Source organism: Streptomyces sp. ALB3 (assembly GCF_044385685.1).
Taxonomy (GTDB): Bacteria; Actinomycetota; Actinomycetes; order Streptomycetales; family Streptomycetaceae; genus Streptomyces.
Map to the genome: position 1 here is coordinate 572,482 of NZ_JBISCE010000008.1, position 26,779 is coordinate 599,260.

The following is a 26,779-nucleotide window of genomic DNA, read 5'->3' on the forward strand; positions in this document are numbered from 1 at the left end:
AAGGAGGCGGGCAGCATGCGAGGTGCGCGGGCTTCCCGGCGTGTGGTCACCCGGGGCCACGTCGTGCACGGGGCCTGCCGCTTCTTCCTGCGGCACGGCACGGTGGACATGGACGCGCTCGCCCAGGACCTCGCGGTCAGCCGGGCGACCCTCTACCGCGTCGTCGGCAGCCGGGACGCGCTCCTGGCCGACGTGCTGTGGGAGCTGGCGGACCACCTGCTGGGCCGGGCAAGGCGCCGGCGTACCCGGGCGGGTGTGGACGGAGTCCTCGAGATCACCCGCTACTTCGTCACCGCGCTGCGCGCCTCCGCCCCCTTCGAGGTCTTCCTGCGTGCCGAACCCGAGACGGCGAGACGGCTGCTGACCGGCGGGTGCGTGCACCGGCGGGCGGTCCTGGCGCAGCGGAGCATCCTGCTGGAAGCGGGGGAGAGGGACTCTCCCTGGCCCAGCTCCGGCATCGACGACCTGGCCTATCTCTACGTCCGGGTCTTCGAGTCCGCCCTGTACGCCGAACTCCTGAGCAACCGCCGGCCGGACCTCGCGCTGGCCGAACGCACTGCCCGCGCCGTCCTGCGCCCAACCCGCTGAACGCCCTCGGGCGCGATCTGAGACAGCCGTCTCACCCTCGGCCCGATGACTGGTGGGCCCGCCCGCACCCGCCGTAGCTTCCGACTCCGACGACGGCAACTCGGAGGACAGGATGACCGGTTCCCAGCCGGCCCGGACGGGCCGGACGACGCTGCTCGCTGTGTTTCTGGCGCTCGTCGGAGCACTCGCCGCCCTCACCGCTCCGGCGCAGGCCGCGGCCACACCGCGCACGACCGTCAATCCCGTGGTCTTCGTGCACGGTCAGGAGGGCTCGGCCCAGCAGTGGCAGTCCCAGGCCAAGCGGTTCTCCGGCAACGGCTACCGCGACGACCAGCTGTACGTCCACGAGTACGACACCTCGATCGCGACCGACGACCACGCGATCGCCGGGCTGGAGGAACTGGTCCGCTCCGTCCGGGCGCGTACCGGCGCGGAACAGGTCGACCTCCTCGCCCACTCGCGGGGCACGCGCGTGGCGCACGCCTACCTCGCCGAACCGGAGCGCGCGGCGCAGGTCGCCAAGTACGTGAACCTGGACGGCCGTACCGCCGCCGCGCCGCCGGGCGGCGTCCCCACCCTCGCGATCTGGAGCAGCCTCCAGCCGAACGGGTCGATCGGCGGGGCGCTCAACGTCCACGAGCCGCAGGCGGGCCACACGGAGAGTGCCACGTCCGCCGAGAGCTTCGCCCACGTCTACGCGTTCCTCCGGGGCAGGGCGCCCCTGACGACGCGGGTGCTGCCCGAGCCGCCGGCCTCCGTGGAAATCGCGGGCCGCGCCGTGCACTTCCCGCAGAACAGGGGGCTTCAGGGACGCCTGGAGGTGTGGCGACTCGACCCCGCCACCGGCGCCCGGGCCGGACTGCTCCCGCAGCACGTCGTGCGGGTCGGCGAGGACGGCGCGTTCGGCCCGCTCGGGGTGAGCGGACGCGGACACTACGAGCTGGCGTTCCTCCGCTCCGGCGAGCGCACCAACCACTTCTACTTCGAACCGTTCGAGCGCAGCGACCGCTTCGTGCGCCTGCTCGTCTCCCCGCCGGGCGGTGTCGCGGACTCCATCGACGCCTGCCCCGCGCAGACGGCGCTCACCATCGTCCGCGCACGTGAGTGGCGGGCCGGCACGGCGGACGACGATCGGCTCCGCATCGCGGGGTCGGACGTGCTCAACCCCGCGGTGTCACCCCAACTGCGGCAGATTCTCGGCCTGTTCGCCTTCGACAAGGGCTGCGACGGAGTCAGCCACCTCGACGCGGCGCTGCCACCGTTCGACCGCGTCCCCTTCCTGACGGCCATCGACCTCTCGCTTGCGGCCGAGGCCCGGGCCCGGGGGACGATCCCTGTCACGCAGACGATGCGCGGGACCGGAGGGGTGGTCGAAACCATCGCGGTGGCGAACTGGCCGTCCGACCGCCACACCGTGTCACTGCTCTTCAAGGACTACGTGGACATCCCCTCCGGCGGGTGACCCGGCAGCCGTACGACCGTGCGCTGTTCCCCGGGCCGCACTCCCGGGGGCAGCGCACCGCCGTGCCCGGGAGGCGCTCACCGGGCGGTGAGCGCGGCAGGTTCCCCGAGCCGGGCGGCGGCCGTGCGCCAGGCGGCCGTCACCGCCGTGCGGGCCTGCTCGGTCCGGGCGGCACCCTCTGCCACCGGCCTGACCGGTTCTCCCACGTGCACGTGCAGCTCCGGGCGTCGCAGCGGCGCGGTGAACAGGCCCGCGAGCTGCTTGGGCACGCTGCCCGACGTGATCCGGCGGGCGCCGGCCTGGCCGACGGGCACCACCGGGGCCCCGGTGCGCAGCGCGAGCCGGGACAGGCCGCTGCGGAAGGCGCCTGGCGCCGCCTCCGCGGCGTCCGCCCGGTACGGGATGCCGCCCTCGGCGTAGATGAGGACCAGGCGTCCGCGTTCGAGCGCTTCCGCGGCCGCGTCCAGTGCGTCGGCAGCGCGTCGGTCACCCCGGTGGACAGGGATGTGCCCTCCGTGGGCGAGCGCGCGGCCGAGCACCGGGACGCGCCACAGTCCGGCGGCAGCCATGACGACCGGACGGACCCCGAGGCGGTGCAGCGCGGCGAGCACGACGGCGGGATCGGCGAGCGAGGTGTGGTTCGCGGCGATGATGCTGCCGGGGGCGAGTACGGCGCCCGCGTCGGCTGTGACCGTGAGGCGGCCGACGGCGGGCACCAAGAGGTCCGCGAAGCGACTGAGCATGTCCGGTCTCCTGAGCTCGACGATGCAGGTCCTCATCGTCGGACGCGGGACCGCCCGGAGACCTGAGTAGCCGCACTCATCTCTCCCGGGCCCCGTGCCCATGAGCGGGCACGGTCCCCTCCAGGGGCGTCTCCGCGGAGTACCGCCGGTCGGTCCCGGCGGTCACCCGCCGGGTGTTCCTCCGCCCTCTTCCTCTCCTTCCGCCCGCCCGCCGGACCGCAACGGTCCTCGGGTGCGGGACTGCGCCCGATCACGTCATTTCGGCCAATCGGACCGAGCGATATGGCCGTTGCGCCCGAACGGCTCGGGGGAGGGAGTAGTTTCGGCGCCGTTGCCTGGCCTCTTCGGAGCACGCACGGCCCGGACCGGCAAGGGGAAGAGCCCTGCCGAAGAGCGGTCCGGCGGGCCGATTACAGACAGGGGGAGGTGCGCGTGGGTATACGCGACGCGACGGTGACCGACGCACGGCACGACGGAGCCGGGGGCTGGGCCGGCGGGCGGCTGGCGGAGGTGTCCGGGAGGGAGAAGGCGTCGCCGTTCGCCGGCGGACAACGCCTCACGCGCGCGGGCGCGGGCCCGGAACCCGTGGCGGACCCCGAGTCCGCCGCGGGCCCCGACGCCGTCGCGGACGACGCGAGATCGGCCGGGGCGGCGGCAGGCGCGGGCTCGCCGGACGCGGCGCCGGCCGGCCGGCCCGTCTTCGTGGACACCACCGGCAGACGCGGCAGGACCTGGCGGCTCACAGGGAGCATCGCGGCTCTCTGCTGCGCCTGCTATGCCGCCATGGTGGGCGTCGCACTGGTCGGAGGCGACTCCGACGCGCCCTTTCTGCAGCTGCCCCGGGTCATGGGTCCGGAGAGGGAGGCGGGCGACGGACCGGCACGGACACAGGGCGACATCCGTGCCGTCGCCGAGCCCGCGCCCGGCACGTCGCGGGCACCGGTCGCCTCCGCTCCGGGTCGCCCGTCGCTGCCCGTGCGCTCCCACGCGGCGTCCTCAGGTCCCGCGGGCGTTGCCGCCGTCGGCGCCGGACCCACCGAGCCACCCTCCGGGCAGCGGACCTCCGCCGCGCCGCCCGGAGACAGCGCACCCGGAGACAGCACGCCCGGGGACACCACGCCCGGTGACAGCACGCCCGGGGACACCACGCCCGGAGACACGGGCGGCGCGGAACCCACGCGCGGGCCCTCTTCCCCTCCTCCGGGGGCCGGCAGCGGACCCGGGGCGGGGTCCCCGCCCTCCGGCGAGCACGAGGGGCACGGGGGGCACGAGGGCACGACTTCCCCGGGCGGGCCACTCGGTGATCTGCTGGGCGGGCTCCTCGGGGGACTGCTGGGAGGCGCCTGACCCCTCCGGACGGCCCCGTCGCCGAGCAGCCGCCCGGCGGAGGCGGCCGGAGCCGCCCGGTCGCGCCCCGGCCCCACCCCACCGCGCGTACGGGGGAGCCCGGTCTGCCAGCCCCGTCGGCTACGCCGGTGGCCGCACCCACGGTGCGAAGCGCTGACCGGGGGCCGCGTCCTCGCGCCAGTACCTGAGGACGGTCTCGTGCACGGCCTCGAACCGTTCCGCGGCGACGAGGCAGCTGACGGGTTCCTGGCCGCCCGCGTCCGCTTCGAACGCGACGAGGACCGGTGGTGCCTCCCCGAGCCGCCGCGCCGCTCGTCCACTCTCCTCGCTCGTCGGCGCACGGAACACCGGATCGTGGAACACCGCCGGACAACTGACGAAGAGGGGATCGCCGAAGACCAGCTCCAGGCCGTGGTGGTGGGTGAGGTCGTACCCGGCAGCCAGGCGGAACTGAACGGTGTCCCAGGTGATCACCTCCCAGTCCCACCAGGACCCCTCCGGGAGCTCGATGCCGTCGTACCGGCGTTCGCTGCCCACACCCTCATCCCCTCGGTCCGCTCCACGAGGCGTCAGGCTGCGTGGAGACTGCTCCGTACGGCCCCGCCCCCCGGCGGCGGAGGGCGGTCGCGTTCCGTGGCCCACGGCGCCGGTCGCGGGAGGTCTCTCAGCCGGGAGCGGCGAAGTGGGCGCGCCGCAGGTCGCGGAGCAGGGCGATCTCCGCCATGTGGTGGATGAACTCCAGGTTGGCGCCCGCCAGCACGGTGACGAACGGGTCGCCGGGGTCGGAGCCGTACGGGTACTGCGAGAAGCCGACCGTGTCGAGCTGGCACTCCGTCACAGCGCCGACGCTGTCGCGCCAGCGGTCGATCAACGCCCAGAAGCGGTCGAGGGCCACGGCGGCGGAGGGAGTGAAGTCGACCAGTGCGTGCGGGTCCTGACGCCGTTCACCGAAGGTCCACTCCCACTGACCGGCGAAGCAGGAGTGCAGATGTCCCAGCCGCCACGCGATGGTGGTGACCGGTGTCGCGTCGGGCTCGGGCGTGCCGGTGTGGGCGAGGACCTCCTCGACCCGCTCGGCACTGACGCTCCAGTCCTCGGCGATCCTGGCGACCGTCATGCCGCCGGCGGCCTGCCGTGCGATCTCGGCGTACTCGTTCGCCGGGATGTCCGGGGCGCCCTTGTCGAGCACCCACGCGCCCGGTCCGTACGCCCTGGGTGTCACGGCCTCGCCCCGGCGGCGCACCGACCAGCAGCCGGCCACCGGCTCCCACAGGTACTCGTCGTCCCCGAGGCCCGTCAGCCGCACCTGGGCCATCTCCCTCGCCTGGTCGAACTGGTCGAGCAGCAAGCCCAGTCGGCCGCTGGTCCCACCCTTGATCTCCACGCCTGGTGTCCTCGACTCGCGTCCGGTGCGTCACTGTGCTCAGGCGGAAACTAGCCGTTCACCTCCCGGGGGCGCCACCAGGTTTCGCCGCCCCGTGCTGCCAATACCCGGGCCGGTGCGCCAGCTGAAATGAACGTGTTCAATAATGGTCTCCACGGCCGGTCGCACGACAAGGGCGGCTGACCGCACCGCAGGTGCCTTGCCGAGAGGACCAACCATGAGACGTACCCGCCGGCGCCGTGCGGCCCGGCTCGGAGCCGCCGTGTACGTCTCCGCGATGGCGGCCGGCGGGCTCGTCGTCGGAGCTTACGGCCCCACCCCCGTGGATTCGCTGCTCTCCGGGCTGTCCCAGCCCGGGCTGAACGTCCTGTACGTCTTCGTCCTCCTCCCGCTCGCCGCCGTGTTCGACGGCGGGAGCGCGGGCGACGGCGGCCCGGTCAGCCACGCCCTGGCGTGCGGACTGGGGGCGGCTGTGAACGTCCTGCTGCTGCGCACCGTCGTGTGCTTCGCCCTCGCGGTCCGCGCCGACCTCCCCGCATGCCGCAAGCGCCGCACCCCGGTGCGGTGACTCCGGGGCGCGGCGCTTCGTGGTGCGGCGCTCGGTGGTGTGCGGTCAGCCCAGCTGCTCGTAAGCCGGCAGCGTCAGGAAGTCCGCGTAGTCCTGGTCCAGCGAGACCTGGAGCAGCAGATCGTGGGCCTGCTGCCACTTGCCGGACTCGAAGGCCTCCTCGCCGACCTCCGCACGGATCACGGCCAGTTCCTCGGCGGCGACCTTACGGGCCAGGTCCGCCGTGGCGTGCTCGCCGTTCTCGAAGACCACGTCCGCGTTGATCCACTGCCAGATCTGCGAGCGCGAGATCTCGGCGGTGGCGGCGTCCTCCATCAGGTTGAAGATGGCGACCGCGCCCATGCCGCGCAGCCACGCCTCGATGTAGCGGATGCCGACCGCGACCGCGTTGCGCAGGCCGTCGTACGAGGGCTTCGCGTCCAGGGTGTCGATGGCGATCAGGTCGCCGGCCGCCACGGAGACGTCCTCGCGCAGGCGGTCCTTCTGGTTCGGCTTCGCGCCGAGGACCGCGTCGAAGGACTCCATCGCGATCGGGACCAGGTCGGGGTGGGCGACCCAGGAGCCGTCGAAGCCGTCGTTCGCCTCGCGGTCCTTGTCCGCCTTGACCTTCTCGAAGGCAACCTTGTTGACCTCGGGGTCACGCCGCGACGGGATGAAGGCCGCCATGCCGCCGATGGCGTGCGCGCCGCGCTTGTGGCAGGTGCGGACCAGGAGTTCGGTGTACGCCCGCATGAACGGGGCGGTCATCGTGACCAGGTTGCGGTCCGGCAGGACGAACTTCGAGCCGCCGTCCCGGAAGTTCTTGACGATGGAGAAGAGGTAGTCCCAGCGGCCCGCGTTCAGCCCGGAGGCGTGGTCGCGGAGCTCGTAGAGGATCTCCTCCATCTCGTACGCGGCGGTGATCGTCTCGATCAGGACCGTGGCACGGACCGTGCCCTGCGGGATGCCGACGTAGTCCTGGGCGAAGACGAAGATGTCGTTCCAGAGGCGGGCCTCCAGGTGCGACTCCGTCTTCGGCAGGTAGAAGTACGGGCCCTTGCCGAGGTCGATCAGGCGCTGCGCGTTGTGGAAGAAGTAGAGGCCGAAGTCGACCAGGGCGCCGGGCACCGGGGCGCCGTCGAGCTGGAGGTGGCGCTCGTCCAGGTGCCAGCCGCGCGGGCGCGTGACGACGGTCGCGAGCTCCTCGGCGGGCTTGAGGGCGTACGACTTGCCCGACTTCGGGTCGGTGAAGTCGATGTTCCGGGTGTAGGCGTCGATCAGGTTGAGCTGGCCGGTGATCACGTTCTCCCACGTGGGGGCGGACGCGTCCTCGAAGTCGGCGAGCCAGACCTTGGCGCCCGAGTTCAGGGCGTTGATGGTCATCTTGCGATCGGTCGGGCCGGTGATCTCCACCCGGCGGTCGTCCAGCGCGGCCGGAGCCGGGGCGACCTTCCAGGTGTCGTCCACGCGGACCGCTTCCGTCTCCGGCAGGAAGTCCAGCGTGGAGGTGCGGGCGATCTCGGCGCGGCGCTCGCCGCGACGGGCGAGCAGTTCGTCACGCCGGGGCGTGAACCGCCGGTGCAGCTCGGCCACGAACGCGAGGGCCGCATCGGTCAGGACCTCGTCCTGCCTCGGCAGGGGCTCGGCATCGACGATGGCCAGCGGGGACGGCGCTGGTGCGGACATGAGCTGTCACTCCTTCAGCGGGTGGTGCGGCGGCATCCCACGGCCGCCGGGTCGCCCGGGACGGCACGGGGTGCCAGGGCTCCGAGATACGGCCATGGGTACCGCCGAGGACCGGAAGCGGAACCATGGGCTTCTGAACAGTGGATATTAGTTTCCTCATGGTGGAAGTTCAATGGTTTGTTGATGTCGAGATTCTCCGGGTCGACAGACGTGCCGCCGTGGTGGCCCGGCGTGCCGGTTCCGGCACGGTCCGTTCACTCCAGGCGCGTCAGGTCCTCCGCCACGTCGATGTCGTACGCCTGAGCCACATCGGAACACTCCACGAGCGTGATCGCATCGCCGTGCGCCCGCAGGTACGCCCGCGCCCCCTGGTCGCCCACCGCGGCCGAGGAGATGTCCGCCCACCGGCCGGCGCCGAACAGCACGGGATGGCCTCGCTGCCCGTCGTACGCCGCTGCCACCAGGGCGTCCCGGGAGCGGTATGCCGAGCGGACGCGGGTCACCGCCTCGGCTCCGATGCCCGGCTGGTCGACCAGGAGCACGAGGGCCGCGTCCGCGTCCGTGCCGGCGAGGCCGTCCAGTCCCGCGCGGAGTGAGGAGCCCATGCCCTGCTCCCAGGCCGGGTTCGCCGTCACCGTGCACGCGGCGAGGTCCGCCAGGGCCCGGACCTCCTCGGCGGCGGCGCCCAGGACGACGTGCACGGGTCCGCACCCGCCGTCCCGCAGTGCCCGCACCGCGTGCTCGACCAGGGGGCGGCCGCGATGCTCCAGCAGGGCCTTCGGACGGCCGCCGAGGCGCCGGCCGCCACCGGCGGCGAGCAGCAGCCCGGCGATCACGGGGGTTCGTCGTGTGTCAGCCATGCGCCCTGGATACCACCGAGCCGCTCGGACGGGAGGAAAGGGGGTCACCCCCCAGGAGTACCCTCATTCCTTGTCCGCACAGTGGCGCACGCCGCCTTTTGTGGCGTTAACTTGTCCACGGTTCCTGGTGTGTGGCCGCCGCCGGGGACGGGGCGACACACCGGCACAACGACGTGCGAGGGGGAGTGCTTTGTTGCGAAGCGTGGGGCGGGAGCGGTTGACCGGGAGCGGCGAGGACCCGAGAGTGACGGAGCTGCGTACGGCGGTCTCCCGGCTCCGCCGCGAACTGGCCGGACATCCCGTGGAGTTCCGTGACCGTGGAATCGCCGAGGACGAGCTGGCCGCGCTGGACAGCATGGCGGTCAGCGGCAGGCCCGAGATCCCCCGCCTTCGCCGTTCGCTCCTGCTGGTCGCGGGGGCGATCGGCTCGGTGAGCGCCCTCGCGCCCGGTCTGCGCGAGGTGCGGAGCGCCGTCGACCTCTTCGGGGAGCCGCCGCGCCCCCGCTCGTGACGTCGTGCCGGTGTCCGCTGTGCGTCCGGTGCGGAGCCGGCGTCCACGTGCCCGCGCGCCGCGATGGCCGGCCGGGCCGCGCCGAGTCAGCCGGGCCGGCCACGGCCGCCGGGGCGGCGTCCGTGGCTGCCGCTGAAGGGCGGACGCCTGGCGACGCCCCGCCCGGCCTCGTGTACCCGGCTGCCGAGGACGTGGGCGGTACCCGGCGTCAGCCCGCCGGGCCCGCGCTGCTCGCCAGTGCCTCGGAGAGCTCCTTCGCGATCTGCTGCAGGATCGGCACGATCCGCTCGGTCGCCGTCTCCGTGACACGGCCGGCGGGCCCGGAGATGGAGATCGCGGCCGAGGTGGGGGAGTCGGGGACGGAGACCGCGAGGCAGCGGACGCCGATCTCCTGCTCGTTGTCGTCCACCGCGTAGCCCGCCCTCCGCACCTGTTCGAGCGCGTCGAGGAAGCCGTCCGGCGTGGTGATCGTCTTCTCGGTCGCCGCCGGCATGCCCGTGCGGGCCAGCAGGGCCCGCACCTCGTCCGCCGGGGTGTGGGCGAGCAGAGCCTTGCCGACACCGGTGGAGTGGGGGAGTACCCGTCGGCCCACCTCGGTGAACATCCGCATCGAGTGCTTCGACGGCACCTGGGCGACGTACACGATCTCGTCGCCGTCCAGCAGCGCCATGTTCGCCGTCTCACCGGTCTCCTCGACCAGCCGCTGGAGGTACGGTCGCGCCCAGGTGCCCAGCAGCCGGGCCGCGGACTCGCCGAGACGGATCAGCCGGGGGCCCAGCGCGTAACGCCGGTTGGGCTGCTGGCGCACGTACCCGCACACCACCAGGGTGCGCATCAGCCGGTGGATGGTCGGGAGCGGGAGTCCGCTGCTGGCGGAGAGCTCGCTGAGCCCGACCTCACCCCCGGCGTCCGCCATGCGCTCCAGCAGATCGAAGGCGCGCTCGAGGGACTGCACACCGCCGCTGGGACCGGCGGGTTTGGAGTCGGATGTGCTGGCGTGGGACGGCGGCACGTCAACGGTCCTTTCGAAGCGGAGGCAAGGCAGCAGCCTACCGGGCTGTTCCCGATCGGCCCACTGCTCCCGGTGCGGCGTCCTCGCCGGTCAGGGCCTGTTTTGTCCTGGTGTCGGCGCTCCGGGCGCTGTTCGGCCCGGAGCGCGGTGACGCTGCTCCTGGTCTATTCTACGTTCCGCATGCCGAAAACGAAGTTTTACTTCGTGGAAATATCCAACCCGGGCCGCTCCTGGCCGGCCGGCCGCCACGGCGGTGGGGCCGGGTCTTGACGGGCCGCTTCCACGAGTGAAGACTCCTTCAACAAATCGTTGAATCTGCGTGAGGAGCACAGGTGCCCGGTGTGGACATGAAGCTGGTACTCCGCTCGACGCGCGTCGTCACCCCCGAGGGAACCCGCGCCGCAGCGGTCCTCGTGTCCGGCGGGGAGATCGAGGCGGTCCTGCCGTACGACACCGAGGTGCCCTCCGGCGCCCGGCTCGAGGACTTCGGCGACGACGTCCTGCTGCCGGGCCTCGTCGACACCCATGTCCATGTGAACGACCCCGGCCGCACCGAGTGGGAAGGCTTCTGGACCGCCACCCGTGCCGCGGCGGCCGGTGGCATCACGACCCTGCTCGACATGCCGCTGAACTCCCTCCCGCCGACCACCACGGTCGAGCACCTGCGCGTCAAGCAGCAGGTGGCCGCCCCCAAGGCACACATCGACACCGGTTTCTGGGGCGGTGCGATCCCCTCCAACACCAAGGACCTGCGCCCGCTGTACGAGGCCGGCGTCTTCGGCTTCAAGTGCTTCCTCTCCCCCTCCGGTGTCGAGGAGTTCCCCGAACTGGACCAGGAGCAGCTGGCCCGGTCCATGGCCGAGATCGCGGGGTTCGGGGGCCTGCTCATCGTGCACGCCGAGGATCCGCACCATCTGGCAGAGGCCCCGCAGCGGAGCGGGGAGAGGTACGCCGACTTCCTGGCCTCGCGTCCCCGCGACGCGGAGAACGCCGCGATCGAGGGCCTCATCGCGCACGCCCGCCGGCTGAACGCCCGCGTCCACGTGCTCCACCTCTCCTCCAGCGACGCCCTGCCGCTGATCGCCGCGGCCAAGCGCGAGGGCGTGCGCGTCACCGTGGAGTCGTGCCCGCACTTCCTCACCCTGACGGCCGAGGAGGTCCCGGACGGTGCCACGGAGTTCAAGTGCTGCCCGCCCATCCGGGAATCCGCCAACCAGGACGCGCTCTGGGCCGGGCTCGCCGACGGCACCATCGACTGCGTCGTCTCCGACCACTCGCCCTGCACCACGGACCTCAAGACCCCCGACTTCGCTTCCGCGTGGGGCGGGATCTCCTCGCTCCAGCTGGGCCTTCCCGCCGTCTGGACCGAGGCGCGACGACGCGGTCACACCCTCGACGACGTCGCACGCTGGATGTCCGCGGCCCCCGCCTCTCTGGCCGGCCTCACCCGCAAGGGCGCCATCGAGGCCGGACGCGACGCCGACTTCGCGGTCCTCGCCCCCGACGAGACCTTCACCGTCGACCCGGCAGGGCTGTTCCACCGCAACCAGGTCACCGCCTACGCCGGGAAGACCCTGCACGGCGTCGTCAGGTCCACCTGGCTGCGCGGCACGCGGATCGCGGCCGACGGCGTGCTCGCCGAGCCCACCGGGCGTCTCCTGGAGAGGAACCAGTGACCATGACGACGACACCGCGCTTCACCGGCGACGCGAACCCGTACGGGGGCGGCGACCCGTACGCCGACTACCGCACGGCCGACTTCCCGTTCACCCACCTCGTGGACCTCGCCGACGGGCGCCTGGGCGCCGGGGTCGTCGCCGCCAACGACGAGTTCTTCGCCGAGCGCGAGAACCTGCTGAAGCCGGAACCGGCGGAGTTCGACCCCGAACGCTTCGGGCACAAGGGCAAGATCATGGACGGCTGGGAGACCCGCCGCCGACGTGGTGCGAGCGCCGCCGAGCCGCACCCCGCCGAGGGTGACCACGACTGGGCCCTGGTGCGTCTCGGCGCGCCCGGGGTGGTGCGCGGGCTGATCGTCGACACGGCCCACTTCCGCGGCAACTACCCGCAGTCGGTCTCCGTCGAGGCGACCTCGCTGCCCGGCTCCCCGTCGCCCGGGGAACTCCTCGCGCCCGACGTCGAGTGGACAACCCTCGTGCCCCGCACGGCCGTCGGCGGGCACGCGGCCAACGGCTTCGCGGTCGACGTGGTGCGGCGCTTCACCCATCTGCGGGTCAACCAGCATCCCGACGGCGGGATAGCCCGCCTCCGGGTCCACGGCGAGGTCGCGCCCGACCCCGCGTGGCTGGCGGCCCTCGGCACCTTCGATCTGGTGGCCCTGGAGAACGGCGGCGAGGTCGAGGACGCCTCCGACCGCTTCTACTCCCCGGCCACCCACACCATCGCGCCGGGCCGCTCCCGCAAGATGGACGACGGCTGGGAGACCCGCCGCCGGCGTGACAAGGGCAACGACTGGATCCGCTACCGGCTGGCAGAGCGGTCGGAGATCCGGGCGGTCGAGATCGACACCGCCTACCTCAAGGGCAACTCGGCGGGCTGGGCGGCGATTTCGGTCAGGGACGGCGAGGACGGCGAACGGTCGGAGATCCTGCCCCGCACCCGTCTCCAGCCCGACACGAACCACCGATTCGTCCTGCCGGAGCCCGTGCGCGGCACGCACGTGCGGATCGACATCTTCCCGGACGGCGGGATCTCCCGGCTGCGGCTCTTCGGCTCGCTGACCGACGAGGGGGCCGCACGGCTGGCAGCCCGTCACGAGGAGCTCGGCGGATAGCCGCCGTCCCGGCGCCCGCGGCCCACGGGCCGGTGCGCCGGTTCCTGCCCGGCCCGCAGGGATATGGGACCCTGGTCGGGACGCCGCCGTCCCGACCAGGAGTCGCCATGATCTTCATCGCCGTCAAGTTCACCGTGCGTACAGCCGAGCGGGACAACTGGCTGCCGGCCGTCGAGGACTTCACCCTCGCCACGCGTCAGGAGCCGGGCAACCTCTTCTTCGACTGGTCCTACAGCGTCGAGAACCCGGACCAGTTCATCCTGCTGGAGGCGTTCGCCTCGCAGGAGGCGGGCGAGGCGCACGTCAACTCCGAGCACTTCAAGGCGGCTGTCGACACCATGTCGGAGCTCGTCAGCGAGGTCCCGGAGATCGTCAACGTCGAGGTCCCCGGGGACGACTGGTCCCGGATGTCGGAGGTCACGCCGCGCAACCGGTGAACGCCGGCGCCGTCCATCCGTCCGCCGGCGTCAGAACTCCTCGTGGGTCCCGGGGTCCCCGCCGAAGCGGTGCTGCGGCCGGGCTCCGATCCGGTCGAGCTCCCGCTGGGTGAGCTCGAAGCCGAAGATGTCGAGGTTCTCCCGCTGCCGCCCGGGGTCGGCGGACTTCGGGATCGGTACCGCCCCCAGCTGGGTGTGCCACCGCAGCACGACCTGGCCCGGGGTCACCCCGTGGGCCTCGGCGGCGGCGATCACCTCCGGAGCCTCCAGCACCTGACGCCCCCGGGCCAGCGGACTCCAGCTCTCGGTGACGATGCCCTTCGCGGCGTGCACCGCCCGCAGGTCCTCCTGGGGGAGCAGGGGGTGCATCTCGATCTGGTTGACGACGGGAAGCACACCCGTCTCACGCTCCAGCCGGTCCAGGTGCCCGGCCGTGAAGTTGGAGACGCCGATGCAGCGCACGAGGCCCTCCTCCCTGAGCTTGATCATCGCCCTCCACGTGTCGACGTACCTGTCCACCCGGGGCAGCGGCCAGTGGATGAGGTACAGGTCGACGTACTCCAGCCCGAGGTTGCTCCGGGACTCCTCGAAGGAGGCCAGCGTCTCCTCGTAGCCGTGGTGGCGGCCGGGCACCTTGGTGGTGACGAAGAGTTCCTGGCGGGGCACTCCGGAGCGGGCGATTCCGCGTCCTGTGCCGGTCTCGTTCCCGTAGTTCAGCGCGGTGTCCACCAGGCGGTAACCGAGCGCCAGCGCGCCGGCCACGGCCTTCTCGGCCGCCTCGTCGTCGAGCGGCCAGGTGCCGAGGCCCACCGCGGGGACGGTGTTCCCGTCGTGGAGGTTGCGGACCGGGGGCGGTGTCTGGCTCATGGTCTCCCATTTCGTTCGCGTACCGTCCCCGCCAGCCTAGGACCGGTGGCAGGGCGGGGCGCGCGAGACGCGGCCCCGCCAGGGGGACGCGTCGAACCGCCCACCGCCCTTCCGTACCCGGGTGGGCTCGATCAGTCAGCCCCTGCCGGCCCGTAGGACGCGCGCGGTCCGGAACCTGTGAACCAGGGGTGAGACGGGAGGGCGGTGCCGGTCAGACCCGCCCGGGCACCGCCGGCAGGTCGGAAGGGGTGGTGGCGGCGGCGTGGAGGCGCCCGAGGATGGCCCGCGTCGCCTTGGTGTAACCGGGGCTGTTGTTGTGCAGCACCGACTCCGCGTTGGCCAGTTCCATGAAGGCGATGAGCTCGAAGGCGAGCTGCGAGACGTCCGTGTCCGCGGCCAGTTCGCCCCGTGCCCTGGCCTCCTCGACGGTCTCCTCCACGAAGGTGACCCAGCCGGTCTGCGTGGACGCCAGGGCGTCGTGCACCTTGCCCTCCCTGGAGTCGAACTCGGCGATGGTCGCGTAGAAGAAGCAACCCCCGCTGAACACCCGGCGCTGCGAGTAGGAGAGCCAGCTCTCGCACATCCGCCAGACGCGGCCCAGGCCGGGCGGGACCGCCCTGGTCGGTGTGAGTACGTGCTCCACGAAGACGGCGACGGCCGCACGCACGGTGGCGAGCTGCAGCTCCTCCTTGGAGCCGAAGAGGGCGAACACCCCGCTCTTGCTCAACTTCAGCTCCGTGGCCAGCCGGCCGAGCGACAAGCCCTCCAGCCCCTCGGTCGAAGCGACGTGGACCGCGCGCCCCAGGACCAGCTGCCTGGTCTGGTTCCCCCGCTCGACCCGTCCGTCCAGCCGCGCTCCACCCATGTGCCAACTCCGTGTGTCCGAGCGTCCCAGGACCGACATTCTAGGAGGAGCCGGTACCGGCGGGGGGTCACTTCGACCGCCTGCGACCCCTGCGAACAGGTGGCCGAGCCACCCCGTGGACAGCGGTCGCCGGACGGGCCGGCCGTTCGGTACGGTGACCGCTCCCCGTGTGAGCCGGCGAGGTCTCCACAACGTTCCCTCCGTGGAGAACCAGGAGCACCGACGTGTCCGCTGCCGCCCTGCCCGCTCTCGCCCCGCCCCGCCGCGCGTGGGTCACCGACCTGCCGCTCCTGCTCGTCGCCGCCGTCTGGGGGGCCAGTTACCTCGCGGCCAAGGGCATCACCACGACACACACCGTGATCGCCGTCCTCGTGCTCCGCTTCGCGGTCGTGCTGCCCGCCCTGGCCGTCGCCGGGTGGCGCGGGCTGCGGGCGCTGAGCGGCCCGCAGTGGCGGGGCGCCGGCCTCCTGGGGCTCGTGCTCAGCGGCATCTTCCTGCTGGAGACGTACGGCGTCGTCCACACCTCGGCGACCAACGCGGGGCTCATCATCAGCCTCACGATGATCTTCACCCCGCTGGCCGAGGCGGCGGTGACCCGGGTCCGGCCGCCGACAAGCTTCCTCGCGGCGGCCGGCCTGTCGGTCGCCGGTGTGGTCCTGCTGACACAGGGCGGCGGTTTCACCAGCCCCTCGGCAGGCGACCTCCTGATGCTGCTCGCGGCCCTGGCGCGTACGGTCCACGTGCTGGCGATGGCACGCATCAAGGCGGTCCAGGACGCCGACTCGCTGTCCCTGACCACGGTGCAGCTCGGCAGCGCGGTCGCGGTGTTCGCCGTACTGGCCGCTGTTCCCGGGACCGGCCCGGCGCCGTGGACGGTGGCGGCGGACTTCGGTGCGGCCGAGTGGGCGGGCCTGCTCTTCCTGTCCGTCTTCTGCACGCTGTTCGCGTTCTTCGTGCAGATGTGGTCGGTGCGCCGCACGTCGCCGTCCCGGGTCAGCCTCCTGCTCGGCACGGAGCCGCTCTGGGCCGCCGCCGTCGGCATCGCCCTCGGGGGCGAGCGCCTGGGCGCACCGGGGGTGCTGGGCGCGGTACTCGTGCTGACGGGCACCGCGTGGGGGCGTCGACGGGCCGAGGTCACGTCCTGACCGAGTCCGCCGCGACCATCACGGCGCCGCCCGCCACCACCAGCACGATGTTGACGAAGAGCCCGTGGTCGTCGAGGAAGTCGAGCTTCGCCACCACGGCCCACAGCCTGAACCAGCCCGTCCATTCGTGCAGCAGCCCCGCGGCGCCCTGCGCGAACACGATGAACCCGGCCGTCTCCACGAATTTCTTCATGGCCCGAGCCTGGCGCCGGCCACCGGGGGACCGCGTCGGCCACCGGTCTGCAGGGTGCCGACGAAAGTCTCGGATCGTACGACTTCGGTAGCCCTTCTGCCCCGCAGGACCCGGCAGCGCCTCCCAGCTGCGTAGATTTGTCGATATGACCCGTACGGAATACCCCTGGCTGCTGCCCTCGGCGCTGGCCGGTCACGAGCTGCCCGGGCACCCGGGCAGAGCCCGCAGGACCGTACGGGACTGGGCCGTCGACATCGCGCTCTTCCTCTGTGCCGCCGCGGTCGGGACGGCCGCCCTGGCGGCCATCGAGGCCGATCACACCACCCCCGACGCCGTCGTGTTCGCCGACTCCCTGCTCGGGGCGGCCGCGTGCTGCGCGCTCTGGGTCCGGCGACGGTGGCCCGTGGCGGTCGCCTGCGGACTCACGGTGCTGAGCCTCGTGGAGCCGGTCGCGGCCGGGGCGATGCTGATCGCCGTGTTCAGCCTGGCGGTGCACCGCCCCTTCAAGCAGGTGGCCGTCGTCGGCGTCGGCACCCTCGTCGTGGCCCCCGTGCAGCCGATGCTGCGTCCGGACCCGGGCACGTCCTTCGTCGCGTCCACCGTCATCGGGGTCCTGCTGGTCCTGCTGATGCTGAGCTGGGGCATGGTCGTACGCTCGCGGCGGCACCTGGTCGTCACCCTGCGTGAACGCGCGCACCGGGCCGAGGCCGAGGCCGCGCTCCGGGCGGAGAAGGCCCAGCGGCTCGCGCGGGAGGCCATCGCACGCGAGATGCACGACGTCCTCGCCCACCGGCTGACGCTACTCAGCGTCCACGCGGGCGCCCTGGAGTTCCGGCCCGACGCGCCCCCGGCGGAAGTCGGCAGAGCGGCCGGGGTCATCCGGGACAGCGCCCACGAGGCGCTCCAGGACCTCCGCGAGATCATCGGTGTACTGCGCGCCCCGGAGGAGGGCGACGAGGGCAACCGGCCGCAGCCGACCCTCGTCACCCTGGAGGCGCTGATCGACGAGTCCCGGTCGGCCGGCATGGAGGTCTCCCTCGACACCACCGTCGCCGACCCGGCTCAGGTGCCCGCGGCCACCGGGCGCACGGTGTACCGCATCGCGCAGGAGGCACTCACCAACGCCCGGAAGCACGCCCCGGGAGCGCCCGTCCGCGTCGCCGTGACCGGCGGGCCGGGTGACGGGCTGACCATCGAGGTCGGCAATCCGGCCCCCACCGAACCCTTCGAACCGGTCCCCGGGTCCGGCCAGGGACTCATCGGCCTCACCGAACGCGCGAGCCTGGCGGGCGGAAGCCTGGAGCACGGGCCCCGGCCCGAGGGCGGGTTCACGGTCCTGGCCCGGCTACCGTGGCCGGCATGAGCGATCCCACGGTTTCGGAGGCACCACCGGTCCGGCTGGTCATCGTCGACGACGATCCGCTGGTGCGGGCCGGACTCGTCCTGATGCTCGGGGGCGCCGACGGCATCGACCTCGTCGGGGAGGCCGCCGACGGCACACAGGTGGCCGCCCTCGTCGACCGGGCGCACCCCGACGTCGTGCTCATGGACATCCGGATGCCCGGCATGGACGGGCTGGCCGCGACCGAGGCGCTGCGGCGCCGGCCCGGCGCCCCCGAGGTCATCGTCCTGACCACCTTCCACGCCGACGAGCAGGTACTGCGCGCCATCCGCGCGGGGGCGGCGGGATTCGTCCTGAAGGACACCCCGCCCGCGCAGATCGTCGAGGCCGTCCTGCGGGTCGCCGCCGGTGAGCCCGTCCTGTCGCCCGCCGTCACCCGCAGGCTCATGGCCCGCGCGGCGGGAGAACCGACGGACCACGACCGCCGGGCCCGCAGGGCACTCGCCCGGCAGCGGTTCGCCGGACTCGGGGAGCGCGAGCAGGACGTCGCCTCGGCCGTCGGCCGGGGCGCTTCCAACGCGGAGATCGCCGCGGCGCTCCATCTGAGCGTCGCCACCGTGAAGACCCACGTCTCCCGGATCCTCGCCAGGCTCGGTCTCAACAACCGTGTCCAGATCGCCTTGTTGGTGCATGACGCGGGTCTCCTCCATGAGGACGAGGACGGCTCGCGAAGCGGCGCCTAGGCTGAACGGGTCAGACCGGATGAGGGGGCGGGACGATGACACTGGTCGATCTGCGCGGGGCGGCGGACTTCGGCGCGCATCCGTATCAGTACTACGCGAAGCTGCGCGCCGACGGACCGGTGCACCCGGTCCGTACCGACGACTTCGAGCGGGTCTGGATGATCGTCGGTTACGAGGAGGCCCGCGCGGCCCTCGCGGACCAGCGGTTCAGCAAGGACTGGCGCACGGCGAGGGACTGGTCGGTGTCGAGCAACCCGATCAACGCCAACATGCTGGAGATGGACGCCCCGGACCACACCCGGCTGCGCCGGCTCGTCGCCCGCGAGTTCACCGCACGGCGGATCGAGGCCCTGCGCCCGCGGGTCGAGGAGATCACCGGGGACCTCCTCGACGCGATGGTGCCCGCCGGGAGCGCCGACCTCATCGACGCGTTCGCCTTCCCGCTGCCGATGACCGTGATCTGCGAACTCCTCGGCGTACCCGACATCGACCGGGACGCCTTCCGCCTGATATCCAACGCCATCGTCACGCCGGTCTCGCCGGAGAAGGAGACCGAGGCGGTCCGCGCCATGGGCGCCTACCTGGAGGAGCTGATCGAGGACAAGCAGGGCGCCCCGGGCGACGACCTCATGAGCGCCCTGATCCAGGCACGTGACGACGAGGGCGACCGACTGGCACCGGACGAGCTGATCGGCATGGCCTTCCTGCTCCTGGTGGCCGGACACGAGACCACGGTGAACCTGATCTCCAACGGCGTACGCGCCCTGCTCGACCACCCGGAGCAGCTGGCCCTGCTCCGGGCCCGGCCCGAGCTGATGGACGGTGCGGTCGAGGAGATGCTCCGCTACGACGGGCCGGTCGGGACGGCGACCTTCCGCTTCACCCGGGAGCCCGTCGGGATCGGCTCGGTCGTCATCCCGCGGGGTGAGGCGGTGCTGGTCGCCCTGGGCGCCGGGGACCGCGACCCCGGCCGGTACCCGGATCCGGACACCTTCGACATCCGGCGTGAGGCGCAGGGGCATCTGGCCTTCGGACACGGCATCCACTTCTGCCTGGGCGCTCCGCTGGCCCGCATGGAGGGCCGCATCGCGATCCGCGCCCTGCTGGAGCGCTGCCCCGGGCTCGCGCGGGACCCCGGGGGCGGGGAGCCCGAATGGCTGCCGGGGATGCTCCTCCGGGGGGTCCGCCGCCTGCCGGTGCGCTGGTGAGGGGGCGGCACCGGGGGGTGGGGCGTCACGCCCCGGCGATCTCCGACATCCGTACGGGCCGGTGCCGCGCCCGCGACAGTTCGCACGCCTCGGCGACGCGCAGCGCGTGCAGCGCCTCCCGGCCGTCGCACGGGTTCGCCAGCTCCCCGCGTACGACGCCGAGGAAGGCGTCCAGTTCGGCCTCGTACGCCGGGGCGAACCGCTCCAGGAAGCCCGGCCACGGCTTGGCCGGCGCGGGAGGGCCCTGCGGCTCGGCGGAGGTGAGGGGGGTGCGGTCGTCGAGGCCGACCGCGATCTGGTCCCGCTCGCCCGCCAGCTCCATGCGCACGTCGTAGCCGGCCCCGTTGCACCGGGTGGCCGTCGCCGTGGCGAGTGTGCCGTCGTCCAGGGTGAGCAGCACCGCCGCCGTGTCCACGTCGCCGGCGTCCCGGAACATCGCCGGGCCCGCGTCCGAGCCCATGGCGTAGACCTCCGTCACCTCACGGCCCGTCACCCAGCGCAGGATGTCGAAGTCGTGCACCAGGCAGTCCCTGAACAGACCCCCCGACAGGGGCAGGTACGCCGGTGGCGGGGGAGCAGGGTCGGACGTCGCCGCCCGGACGGTGTGCAGCCGGCCCAGGGACCCGCTCCGCACGGCGCTGCGCGCGGCGGCGTACCCCGCGTCGAACCGGCGCATGAAGCCGAGCTGGAGCACACTGCCCGCCCGCTCGACCTCCCTCAGCGCGCCCAGGGTCCCCGCGAGGTCCAGTGCGACCGGCTTCTCGCAGAACGCGGGCAGACCGGCCCGTGCCGCCCGGCCGATGAGATCCGCGTGTGCCGAGGTGGCCGAGGCGATCACCACCGCGTCCACCCCCGCGCCGAGGACCACTTCGGCGGACGCGACCGCGGTGGCGCCCGTCCGCGCCGCGACGGCCGAGGCGCGGGCCGCGTCGGGATCCGTCACCACCAGCGAGGCGACCGCGGGGTGGCGTGCCAGGACGCCCGCGTGGAAGGAACCGATGCGGCCCGTGCCGATGAGTCCGATGCGCATGGACCCAACGTGCCGCCCCCCGGACGCACTGTCAACTATATGTCCTGACAAATCGAAGGGTGCCGCGCGACCGCACGGGGTACGCTCCGACCCGTGCCCAAACCCACCGCCGACTCCGCCGCCCTGGGGCTGGGCGTGGACCGCACCAGCCCCGTCCCGCTCTACCACCAGCTGGCCCAGCAGCTGGAAGCGGCCATCGAACAGGGACGGCTCGCACCCGGCAGTCTCCTCGGCAACGAACTGGAACTTGCCGCGCGGCTCGGACTCTCCCGGCCCACCGTCCGCCAGGCCATCCAGTCGCTCGTCGACAAGGGCCTGATGGTCCGCCGGCGCGGCGTCGGCACCCAGGTCGTGCACAGCCGCATCAGGCGTCCGCTCGAACTGAGCAGCCTTTACGACGACCTGGAGACGGCCGGCCGGAGCCCGGCGACCCGGGTCCTGCGCAACACGGTCGAGCCGGCGGCGCCCGAGGTCGCAGCCGCACTCGGTGTCGAGCAGGGCAGTGACGTCCATCTCGTCGAAAGGGTGCGCTACGCGCATGACGAGCCCGTGGCCCTGCTGCGCAACCACCTGCCGCCGCACCTGCTCGACCTCGGCACCGAGCGGCTGGAGTCCACCGGCCTGTACCGGATGATGCGCGCCACGGGCATCACCCTGCACAGCGCCCGGCAGACCGTGGGCGCGCGCGCCGCCACCGCGGAGGAGGGCGAACTGCTCGCCGAACCCACGGGCGCCCCGCTGCTGACCATGGAGCGCACCACCTTCGACGACGGCGGACGGGCGGTCGAATTCGGCTCGCACGTCTACCGGGCCTCGCGGTACGCCTTCGAGTTCCAGTTGCTGGTGAGGCCCTGAACCCAGGGGCCGGCGGGCTCCGGTCAGAACGTTCGGACACAAACATTGACGCGGTCATGCTAGGTCGTTAGAACGGCGGGAGGGCGCGGCCCGCGCCCCTGCCGGGCGATGCCGGTCCGGGCTCGGGGATACTTGGCCCGCCGGGCGGCGAGTCCGCTCTCCCCGGCTTCACCAGGCAGCACAGCGAGCAGCACTAGAAGGGCACGGCGTCGTGGCAAGGGTTCGGACAGGGGTACGCGCGATGGGCGCCGTGCTGGCAGCGGTGCTGGCGGCCTCCCTCGCGGGATGCAGCAGCACCGGCGGCAAGCGGGCGGAGGAGCGAGCCGCCCAGCAGGCCGCCGAGGGCCGGTCCGCGGTGAACACGCCCCGATGGACGTTCGCCATGGTCACCCACTCGGGCGACGGCGACACCTTCTGGGACATCGTCCAGAAGGGCGCCGAGCAGGCGGCCGTCAAGGACAACATCAACTTCCTCTACTCGCACGACGCCGAGGGCCAGCAGCAGGCCGAGCTCGTCCAGACCGCCATAGACAAGAAGGTCGACGGCCTGATCGTCTCGCTGGCCAAGCCCGACTCGATGAAGACCGTCGTCGCCAAGGCGGTCAAGGCGGGCATCCCCGTGATCACGGTGAACTCCGGCTCCGCCGAGTCCAAGGCCTTCGGGGCGCTCACCCACATCGGCCAGGACGAGTCCATCGCGGGCGAGGCCGTCGGCGACGAACTCGACAAGCGCGGCCGCAAGAAGGTGCTGTGCGTCCTGCACGAGCAGGGCAACGTCGGTCACGAGCAGCGCTGCGGCGGTGCGAAGAAGACGTTCGGCGGGACGATGCAGAACCTCTACGTCGACGGCACCAACATGCCCGACGTCCAGGCCTCCATCGAGGCCAAGCTCGACTCCGACCGGAGCATCGACGCGGTCGTCACCCTCGGCGCCCCCTTCGCCGCCGCGGCCGTCAAGGCGAAGCAGACCGCGGGCAGCAAGGCCGAGATCGACACCTTCGACCTCAACGCGAGTGTCGCCACCGGCCTGCAGAACGAGTCGCTCGGCTTCGCCGTCGACCAGCAGCCCTACCTCCAGGGGTACGAGGCCGTCGACCTGCTCTGGCTCCACCGCTACAACCAGAACGTGCTCGGCGGCGGCCGGCCCGTCCTGACCGGCCCGCAGATCATCACCGCCGACGACGCCGACGAACTCGCCGAGTACACGAAGCGGGGGACGCGATGACAGCGGCCGGGCAACCGGTGGCGCCCCGCACCGACGAACGCCTGATGCGCATCTCCCCGCTGCGCAGGCTGCTCGGCCGGCCCGAGCTGGGCTCGGTCGTCGGGGCCGTGGCCGTCTTCTTCTTCTTCGCGATCGTCGCCGACAGCTTCCTGCAGGTCTCCAGCCTCGGCACGGTGCTGTACGCGGCCTCCACGATCGGGATCATGGCGGCGCCCGTGGCGCTGCTGATGATCGGCGGGGAGTTCGACCTCTCCGCCGGTGTGATGGTGACCAGCTCCGCGTTGATCTCCTCGATGTTCAGCTACCAGATGACCGCCAACGTGTGGGTGGGCGTCTTCGTGTCGCTGCTGGTCACCCTCGGATTCGGCGCGTTCAACGGCTTCATGCTGACCCGTACGAAACTCCCGAGCTTCATCATCACGCTCGGCACCTTCCTCATGCTGACGGGCCTCAACCTCGGCTTCACCAAGCTGATCAGCGGCACGGTCTCGACGAAGGCCATCGGGGACATGGAGGGCTTCGACTCCGCCCGCAAGGTCTTCGCCTCCTACCTCACCATCGGCGACGTGGAGCTGAAGGTCACGATCCTGTGGTGGGCGGCGCTCGTCGCGATCGCCACCTGGATCCTGCTCCGCACCCGCTTCGGCAACTGGATCTTCGCCGTCGGCGGTGAGGCCGACGCGGCACGCGCGGTCGGTGTCCCGGTGATCCGCACCAGGATCGGCCTCTACCTCGGTGTCGCCTTCGCCGCATGGGTCTCCGGGCAGCACCTGCTGTTCTCCTACGACGTGGTGCAGTCCGGCGAGGGCGTCGGCAACGAGCTGATCTACATCATCGCGGCCGTCATCGGCGGCTGTCTGATCACCGGCGGCTACGGCTCCGCGATCGGAAGCGCGGTCGGCGCGGTCATCTTCGGCATGACCAGCAAGGGCATCGTGTACGCGGAGTGGAACCCGGACTGGTTCAAGTTCTTCCTGGGAGCGATGCTGCTCCTGGCCACCCTGCTCAACGCATGGGTACGCAAGCGTGCGGAGGCGACGAAATGACGGCCACCCAGGCTCCGGCCCCCCGGGACACGGCCGGCGCGGCGCTCGTCGAGCTCGACGACGTCAGCAAGTACTACGGCAACATCAAAGCCCTGGAGAACGTCTCGCTGGAGGTCCACGCGGGGGAGATCACCTGCGTCCTCGGTGACAACGGCGCGGGCAAGTCCACCCTCATCAAGATCATCGCGGGGCTGCACCGGCACGACGCCGGAACGTTCCTGATCGAGGGCGAGGAGGCCGCCCTCGTCAACCCGCGCGACGCCCTGGACAGGGGGATCGCCACCGTCTACCAGGACCTGGCCGTCGTCCCCCTCATGCCGGTCTGGCGCAACTTCTTCCTCGGTTCGGAGCCGACGAAGGGCGCCGGCCCGTTCAAGCGCCTCGACGTGCGGCGGATGCGCGAGACGACCCGCGCGGAGCTGCTGCGCATGGGGATCGACCTGCGGGACGTCGACCAGCCCATCGGCACCCTGTCCGGCGGCGAACGCCAGTGCGTGGCCATCGCCCGCGCCGTCTACTTCGGCGCCAAGGTCCTCGTCCTCGACGAGCCGACCGCGGCGCTCGGCGTCAAACAGTCGGGGGTCGTGCTCAAGTACGTGGCCGCCGCCAGGGACGCCGGGCTCGGAGTGGTCCTCATCACGCACAACCCGCATCACGCCTACCTCGTGGGTGACCGTTTCGTGCTGCTCAAGCGCGGCACGATGTCCGCAAGCCACACCAAGGACGACGTCACCCTGGACGAGCTGACCCGCCAGATGGCCGGTGGGAGCGAGCTCGACCAGCTCGGCCACGAGCTCGAACGGGCCCCTTCGCCCGGGCACCTCGGCGGTCACGCGGTCGACGGCGACGCCCCGTAGAACACGTTCCGCGCCCCCCGCCCCCGGCCCGGAGACCCGGTCCGGGGGCGCGGGAATGGCAGAATCGTGCGTGGCGGGCGCCGTCCGCCGCCGGACGGACCACCGACCGGCCCCCCGACCTGCGCAGGGACGATGAGCACGTACCGCGACTTCACACACCGCGGCTCCGCCCGCGCGACCGTCCTGCGGACCGTCGGCACCAGGGAGCGGCGCTCGCACCTGACGGCGCCCAGGGTCCCCACCGTCGGCATCGACATCGGCGGGACGAAGGTGATGGCCGGCGTCGTCGACGCCGACGGCAACATCCTGGAGACGCTGCGCACCGAGACGCCCGACAAGTCGAAGAGCCCCAAGGTCGTCGAGGACACCATCGTCGAACTGGTCCTCGACCTCTCCGACCGGCACGACGTGCACGCCGTCGGCATCGGCGCGGCGGGCTGGGTCGACGCCGACCGCTCCAAGGTGCTGTTCGCCCCGCACCTCGCGTGGCGCGACGAACCGCTCCGTGACGCCATCGCCTCCCGGCTGGTGGTCCCGGTGATGGTGGACAACGACGCCAACACGGCGGCCTGGGCGGAATGGCGTTTCGGCGCCGGCCGCGGCGAGGACCACCTCGTCATGATCACGCTGGGTACCGGCATCGGTGGCGCGATCCTGGAGGACGGGCACGTCAAGCGGGGCAAGTACGGCGTCGCGGGTGAGTTCGGCCACATGCAGGTGGTGCCCGGCGGGCACCGCTGCCCGTGCGGCAACCGGGGTTGCTGGGAGCAGTACAGCTCGGGCAACGCACTCGTGCGCGAGGCCAGGGAGCTGGCCGCGGCGGACTCCCCGGTCGCGCACGGCATCATCGAGCGGGTCAAGGGCAACATCCCCGACATCACCGGACCGCTCATCACCGAGCTGGCCCGTGAGGGCGACGCGATGTGCGTCGAGCTCCTCCAGGACATCGGCCAGTGGCTCGGCGTGGGCATCGCCAACCTCGCCGCCGCCCTCGACCCCTCCTGCTTCGTCATCGGCGGCGGTGTCAGCGCTGCCGACGACCTGCTGATCGGCCCGGCCCGCGACGCCTTCAAACGTCACCTCACCGGCCGCGGCTACCGCCCCGAGGCCCGGATCGCCAAGGCGCAGCTCGGCCCCGAGGCGGGCATGGTCGGCGCGGCCGATCTGGCCCGCCTGGTCGCGCGGAGGTTCCGGCGGACCAACCGCCGCCGGGTCGAGCGCTACGAGCGGTACGCGCAGTTCTACGACCAGGCCGCGAGCACCATCCGCGGCACCCGCACCGCCGACTGACCGGCGGGCCGCGCGCCACGGCACCCGCACCCCGCTCCGTACCGCAGCTTCGAGGGATCACCGACCATGACCGCAGCCGAGCACCACATCGTGCCGCGCCAGCCCCCCACGTCCGGCTCCTCCGGTTCCTCCGGGCCGTCCGGCTCCACGGGCCCCGCCGGATCATCCGGGGACGGGACCCCTCCGCAGGACCGGCGGAGGGTGGTCCGGCGGCGCCTGATCACCCTGACCATCATCGTCCTGCTCATCGGCATCCCGGCCGGCTACCTGGTGATCTCCGCGGGGCAGAGCCGCCGCTCCGGCAAGGACAAGGAGGCCGAGGCCGCCGCCCAGGGGCTGCGCGAGGACTGGCCGTCCGGCATGCAGCGCCGGATCTTCGAACTGCCCATCCCGGGCAACGCGGTCGGGGTGCAGTACTACGAGACGAACAACTGGAAAGCCAGCCGGATGTACGTGAAGTTCCGTACGACCTCCGCCGGACTGGACCGCTTCCTGAGCGGGGTCGGAACCGGCCGCGCCGCGCTGGAGACCGGAAAGGTCACCATCGGCGAACGGGACATCAAGATCACCGGATGGTACTTCGGACCGGGTGTCCACTGGGCGGGGACGGTGCACAAGAACAAGGACCCGCGTCCCACCCAGAGCATCACCGTGAACATGACCGATCCGGCGGCCCCGGTCGTCTACGCGGTCTCCGCGGCGACCCCGTGACCGGGAGCGGTCGGGCCGCTCACTACCCTGG

At 72.3% G+C, this 26,779-nt stretch carries 28 protein-coding genes; 18 read left to right on the forward strand and 10 right to left on the reverse strand.

Features of this window, described 5'->3' with window-relative positions; translation table 11 throughout:
* The first annotated feature begins 15 nt into the window (after window positions 1–15).
* Together ACHFIV_RS09310 and ACHFIV_RS09315 are read left to right on the forward strand one after the other, a co-directional pair.
* On the forward strand, window positions 16–588 hold the full coding sequence (locus tag ACHFIV_RS09310; protein WP_398965466.1) for a QsdR family transcriptional regulator: 573 nt from the start codon (window positions 16–18) through the stop codon (window positions 586–588).
* Between the two features lie 112 nt (window positions 589–700).
* Complete coding sequence (locus tag ACHFIV_RS09315; RefSeq protein WP_398965467.1) at window positions 701–2,050, forward strand: alpha/beta fold hydrolase; 1,350 nt, start codon at window positions 701–703, stop codon at window positions 2,048–2,050.
* Window positions 2,051–2,127: 77 nt separating this feature from the next.
* Here ACHFIV_RS09315 and ACHFIV_RS09320 read toward each other — a convergent pair whose 3' ends face one another.
* Window positions 2,128–2,793, reverse strand: coding sequence for a lysophospholipid acyltransferase family protein (locus ACHFIV_RS09320; RefSeq protein WP_398965468.1), 666 nt, complete (start codon window positions 2,791–2,793; stop codon window positions 2,128–2,130).
* Window positions 2,794–3,225: 432 nt separating this feature from the next.
* Between ACHFIV_RS09320 and ACHFIV_RS09325 the strand changes: the two genes are divergently transcribed.
* Entirely contained in the window at window positions 3,226–4,140 is a 915-nt protein-coding gene (locus ACHFIV_RS09325; RefSeq protein WP_398965470.1) for a hypothetical protein, read from the forward strand.
* Window positions 4,141–4,260: 120 nt separating this feature from the next.
* On the opposite strand, the gene ACHFIV_RS09330 is transcribed toward ACHFIV_RS09325, so the two are convergent.
* Both ACHFIV_RS09330 and ACHFIV_RS09335 read right to left on the reverse strand, forming a co-directional pair.
* Window positions 4,261–4,677 (reverse strand): hypothetical protein, encoded by a 417-nt coding sequence (locus tag ACHFIV_RS09330; protein ID WP_398965472.1) that lies wholly within the window; start codon window positions 4,675–4,677, stop codon window positions 4,261–4,263.
* A 127-nt stretch (window positions 4,678–4,804) separates the two neighbouring features.
* Complete coding sequence (locus ACHFIV_RS09335) at window positions 4,805–5,524, reverse strand: DinB family protein (RefSeq protein WP_398965474.1); 720 nt, start codon at window positions 5,522–5,524, stop codon at window positions 4,805–4,807.
* A gap of 322 nt (window positions 5,525–5,846) precedes the next feature.
* On the opposite strand from ACHFIV_RS09335, the gene ACHFIV_RS09340 reads away from it, so the two are divergent.
* Complete coding sequence (locus ACHFIV_RS09340; RefSeq protein WP_398965476.1) at window positions 5,847–6,092, forward strand: hypothetical protein; 246 nt, start codon at window positions 5,847–5,849, stop codon at window positions 6,090–6,092.
* Between the two features lie 45 nt (window positions 6,093–6,137).
* Here the strand turns inward: ACHFIV_RS09340 and aceB are convergent, their stop codons facing one another.
* Window positions 6,138–7,757: a malate synthase A gene (aceB, locus tag ACHFIV_RS09345; RefSeq protein WP_398965478.1), complete on the reverse strand. Its 1,620-nt coding sequence runs from the start codon at window positions 7,755–7,757 to the stop codon at window positions 6,138–6,140.
* 254 nt (window positions 7,758–8,011) lie between these two features.
* On the reverse strand, window positions 8,012–8,617 hold the full coding sequence (locus ACHFIV_RS09350) for a nucleotidyltransferase family protein (protein WP_398965479.1): 606 nt from the start codon (window positions 8,615–8,617) through the stop codon (window positions 8,012–8,014).
* Between the two features lie 202 nt (window positions 8,618–8,819).
* Between ACHFIV_RS09350 and ACHFIV_RS09355 the strand changes: the two genes are divergently transcribed.
* Window positions 8,820–9,128, forward strand: a complete 309-nt coding sequence (locus tag ACHFIV_RS09355) for a DUF5955 family protein (RefSeq protein WP_398965986.1) — start codon at window positions 8,820–8,822, stop codon at window positions 9,126–9,128.
* Window positions 9,129–9,336: 208 nt separating this feature from the next.
* Here the strand turns inward: ACHFIV_RS09355 and ACHFIV_RS09360 are convergent, their stop codons facing one another.
* Window positions 9,337–10,140, reverse strand: coding sequence for an IclR family transcriptional regulator (locus ACHFIV_RS09360; RefSeq protein ID WP_398965481.1), 804 nt, complete (start codon window positions 10,138–10,140; stop codon window positions 9,337–9,339).
* 347 nt (window positions 10,141–10,487) lie between these two features.
* On the opposite strand from ACHFIV_RS09360, the gene allB reads away from it, so the two are divergent.
* The 3 genes from allB to ACHFIV_RS09375 all read left to right on the forward strand — a co-directional run bounded on the left by allB (window position 10,488) and on the right by ACHFIV_RS09375 (window position 13,371).
* Window positions 10,488–11,816: an allantoinase AllB gene (allB, locus tag ACHFIV_RS09365; RefSeq protein ID WP_398965483.1), complete on the forward strand. Its 1,329-nt coding sequence runs from the start codon at window positions 10,488–10,490 to the stop codon at window positions 11,814–11,816.
* 2 nt (window positions 11,817–11,818) lie between these two features.
* Window positions 11,819–12,934, forward strand: coding sequence for an allantoicase (alc, locus tag ACHFIV_RS09370; RefSeq protein WP_398965485.1), 1,116 nt, complete (start codon window positions 11,819–11,821; stop codon window positions 12,932–12,934).
* 107 nt (window positions 12,935–13,041) lie between these two features.
* On the forward strand, window positions 13,042–13,371 hold the full coding sequence (locus ACHFIV_RS09375; protein ID WP_398965487.1) for a putative quinol monooxygenase: 330 nt from the start codon (window positions 13,042–13,044) through the stop codon (window positions 13,369–13,371).
* A 30-nt stretch (window positions 13,372–13,401) separates the two neighbouring features.
* Here the strand turns inward: ACHFIV_RS09375 and ACHFIV_RS09380 are convergent, their stop codons facing one another.
* On the reverse strand, window positions 13,402–14,238 hold the full coding sequence (locus ACHFIV_RS09380) for an aldo/keto reductase (protein WP_398965489.1): 837 nt from the start codon (window positions 14,236–14,238) through the stop codon (window positions 13,402–13,404).
* Between the two features lie 211 nt (window positions 14,239–14,449).
* A complete protein-coding gene (locus ACHFIV_RS09385) occupies window positions 14,450–15,103 on the reverse strand; it encodes a TetR/AcrR family transcriptional regulator (protein WP_398965491.1) in 654 nt (217 codons plus the stop codon).
* Window positions 15,104–15,327: 224 nt separating this feature from the next.
* On the opposite strand from ACHFIV_RS09385, the gene ACHFIV_RS09390 reads away from it, so the two are divergent.
* Window positions 15,328–16,248: a DMT family transporter gene (locus ACHFIV_RS09390; protein ID WP_398965493.1), complete on the forward strand. Its 921-nt coding sequence runs from the start codon at window positions 15,328–15,330 to the stop codon at window positions 16,246–16,248.
* On the opposite strand, the gene ACHFIV_RS09395 is transcribed toward ACHFIV_RS09390, so the two are convergent.
* Window positions 16,238–16,441, reverse strand: a complete 204-nt coding sequence (locus ACHFIV_RS09395) for a hypothetical protein (protein ID WP_398965494.1) — start codon at window positions 16,439–16,441, stop codon at window positions 16,238–16,240. The genes ACHFIV_RS09390 and ACHFIV_RS09395 overlap by 11 nt on opposite strands.
* Before the next feature lie 145 nt (window positions 16,442–16,586).
* On the opposite strand from ACHFIV_RS09395, the gene ACHFIV_RS09400 reads away from it, so the two are divergent.
* The 3 genes from ACHFIV_RS09400 to ACHFIV_RS09410 are packed head-to-tail and all read left to right on the forward strand — an operon-like array spanning window position 16,587 to window position 19,734.
* Entirely contained in the window at window positions 16,587–17,804 is a 1,218-nt protein-coding gene (locus ACHFIV_RS09400; protein WP_398965496.1) for a sensor histidine kinase, read from the forward strand.
* Window positions 17,801–18,526, forward strand: coding sequence for a response regulator (locus ACHFIV_RS09405; protein WP_398965498.1), 726 nt, complete (start codon window positions 17,801–17,803; stop codon window positions 18,524–18,526). The genes ACHFIV_RS09400 and ACHFIV_RS09405 overlap by 4 nt, the downstream gene beginning before the upstream one ends.
* A gap of 35 nt (window positions 18,527–18,561) precedes the next feature.
* Window positions 18,562–19,734: a cytochrome P450 gene (locus ACHFIV_RS09410; protein WP_398965499.1), complete on the forward strand. Its 1,173-nt coding sequence runs from the start codon at window positions 18,562–18,564 to the stop codon at window positions 19,732–19,734.
* A gap of 25 nt (window positions 19,735–19,759) precedes the next feature.
* Here ACHFIV_RS09410 and ACHFIV_RS09415 read toward each other — a convergent pair whose 3' ends face one another.
* On the reverse strand, window positions 19,760–20,764 hold the full coding sequence (locus ACHFIV_RS09415) for a Gfo/Idh/MocA family protein (RefSeq protein ID WP_398965501.1): 1,005 nt from the start codon (window positions 20,762–20,764) through the stop codon (window positions 19,760–19,762).
* A gap of 93 nt (window positions 20,765–20,857) precedes the next feature.
* On the opposite strand from ACHFIV_RS09415, the gene ACHFIV_RS09420 reads away from it, so the two are divergent.
* The 6 genes from ACHFIV_RS09420 (at window position 20,858) to ACHFIV_RS09445 (ending at window position 26,748) form a co-directional block, all read left to right on the forward strand.
* On the forward strand, window positions 20,858–21,619 hold the full coding sequence (locus ACHFIV_RS09420) for a GntR family transcriptional regulator (protein ID WP_398965503.1): 762 nt from the start codon (window positions 20,858–20,860) through the stop codon (window positions 21,617–21,619).
* 211 nt (window positions 21,620–21,830) lie between these two features.
* Complete coding sequence (locus tag ACHFIV_RS09425; RefSeq protein ID WP_458575925.1) at window positions 21,831–22,844, forward strand: sugar ABC transporter substrate-binding protein; 1,014 nt, start codon at window positions 21,831–21,833, stop codon at window positions 22,842–22,844.
* Entirely contained in the window at window positions 22,841–23,890 is a 1,050-nt protein-coding gene (locus ACHFIV_RS09430; RefSeq protein ID WP_398965504.1) for an ABC transporter permease, read from the forward strand. The genes ACHFIV_RS09425 and ACHFIV_RS09430 overlap by 4 nt, the downstream gene beginning before the upstream one ends.
* Window positions 23,887–24,747: an ATP-binding cassette domain-containing protein gene (locus ACHFIV_RS09435; protein ID WP_398965505.1), complete on the forward strand. Its 861-nt coding sequence runs from the start codon at window positions 23,887–23,889 to the stop codon at window positions 24,745–24,747. The genes ACHFIV_RS09430 and ACHFIV_RS09435 overlap by 4 nt, the downstream gene beginning before the upstream one ends.
* A gap of 132 nt (window positions 24,748–24,879) precedes the next feature.
* Window positions 24,880–26,037 carry an ROK family glucokinase gene (locus ACHFIV_RS09440; protein WP_398965506.1) on the forward strand — a complete coding sequence of 386 codons (1,158 nt, stop codon included), beginning with the start codon at window positions 24,880–24,882 and terminating at the stop codon, window positions 26,035–26,037.
* A gap of 66 nt (window positions 26,038–26,103) precedes the next feature.
* Window positions 26,104–26,748 carry a hypothetical protein gene (locus ACHFIV_RS09445; protein ID WP_398965508.1) on the forward strand — a complete coding sequence of 215 codons (645 nt, stop codon included), beginning with the start codon at window positions 26,104–26,106 and terminating at the stop codon, window positions 26,746–26,748.
* The last annotated feature ends 31 nt before the right edge of the window (window positions 26,749–26,779 follow it).

Excerpts from the sequence above, each read along its gene's own strand:
- ACHFIV_RS09310 (WP_398965466.1), top strand. The coding sequence starts at position 16 with ATGCGAGGTGCGCGGGCTTCCCGGCGTGTGGTCACCCGGGGCCACGTC.
- ACHFIV_RS09315 (WP_398965467.1), top strand. The coding sequence starts at position 701 with ATGACCGGTTCCCAGCCGGCCCGGACGGGCCGGACGACGCTGCTCGCT.
- ACHFIV_RS09320 (WP_398965468.1), bottom strand. The coding sequence starts at position 2,793 with ATGCTCAGTCGCTTCGCGGACCTCTTGGTGCCCGCCGTCGGCCGCCTC.
- aceB (WP_398965478.1), bottom strand. The coding sequence starts at position 7,757 with ATGTCCGCACCAGCGCCGTCCCCGCTGGCCATCGTCGATGCCGAGCCC.
- ACHFIV_RS09350 (WP_398965479.1), bottom strand. The coding sequence starts at position 8,617 with ATGGCTGACACACGACGAACCCCCGTGATCGCCGGGCTGCTGCTCGCC.
- allB (WP_398965483.1), top strand. The coding sequence starts at position 10,488 with ATGAAGCTGGTACTCCGCTCGACGCGCGTCGTCACCCCCGAGGGAACC.
- alc (WP_398965485.1), top strand. The coding sequence starts at position 11,819 with ATGACGACGACACCGCGCTTCACCGGCGACGCGAACCCGTACGGGGGC.
- ACHFIV_RS09375 (WP_398965487.1), top strand. The coding sequence starts at position 13,042 with ATGATCTTCATCGCCGTCAAGTTCACCGTGCGTACAGCCGAGCGGGAC.
- ACHFIV_RS09380 (WP_398965489.1), bottom strand. The coding sequence starts at position 14,238 with ATGAGCCAGACACCGCCCCCGGTCCGCAACCTCCACGACGGGAACACC.
- ACHFIV_RS09385 (WP_398965491.1), bottom strand. The coding sequence starts at position 15,103 with ATGGGTGGAGCGCGGCTGGACGGACGGGTCGAGCGGGGGAACCAGACC.
- ACHFIV_RS09395 (WP_398965494.1), bottom strand. The coding sequence starts at position 16,441 with ATGAAGAAATTCGTGGAGACGGCCGGGTTCATCGTGTTCGCGCAGGGC.
- ACHFIV_RS09400 (WP_398965496.1), top strand. The coding sequence starts at position 16,587 with ATGACCCGTACGGAATACCCCTGGCTGCTGCCCTCGGCGCTGGCCGGT.
- ACHFIV_RS09405 (WP_398965498.1), top strand. The coding sequence starts at position 17,801 with ATGAGCGATCCCACGGTTTCGGAGGCACCACCGGTCCGGCTGGTCATC.
- ACHFIV_RS09410 (WP_398965499.1), top strand. The coding sequence starts at position 18,562 with ATGACACTGGTCGATCTGCGCGGGGCGGCGGACTTCGGCGCGCATCCG.
- ACHFIV_RS09415 (WP_398965501.1), bottom strand. The coding sequence starts at position 20,764 with ATGCGCATCGGACTCATCGGCACGGGCCGCATCGGTTCCTTCCACGCG.
- ACHFIV_RS09430 (WP_398965504.1), top strand. The coding sequence starts at position 22,841 with ATGACAGCGGCCGGGCAACCGGTGGCGCCCCGCACCGACGAACGCCTG.
- ACHFIV_RS09435 (WP_398965505.1), top strand. The coding sequence starts at position 23,887 with ATGACGGCCACCCAGGCTCCGGCCCCCCGGGACACGGCCGGCGCGGCG.
- ACHFIV_RS09440 (WP_398965506.1), top strand. The coding sequence starts at position 24,880 with ATGAGCACGTACCGCGACTTCACACACCGCGGCTCCGCCCGCGCGACC.
- ACHFIV_RS09445 (WP_398965508.1), top strand. The coding sequence starts at position 26,104 with ATGACCGCAGCCGAGCACCACATCGTGCCGCGCCAGCCCCCCACGTCC.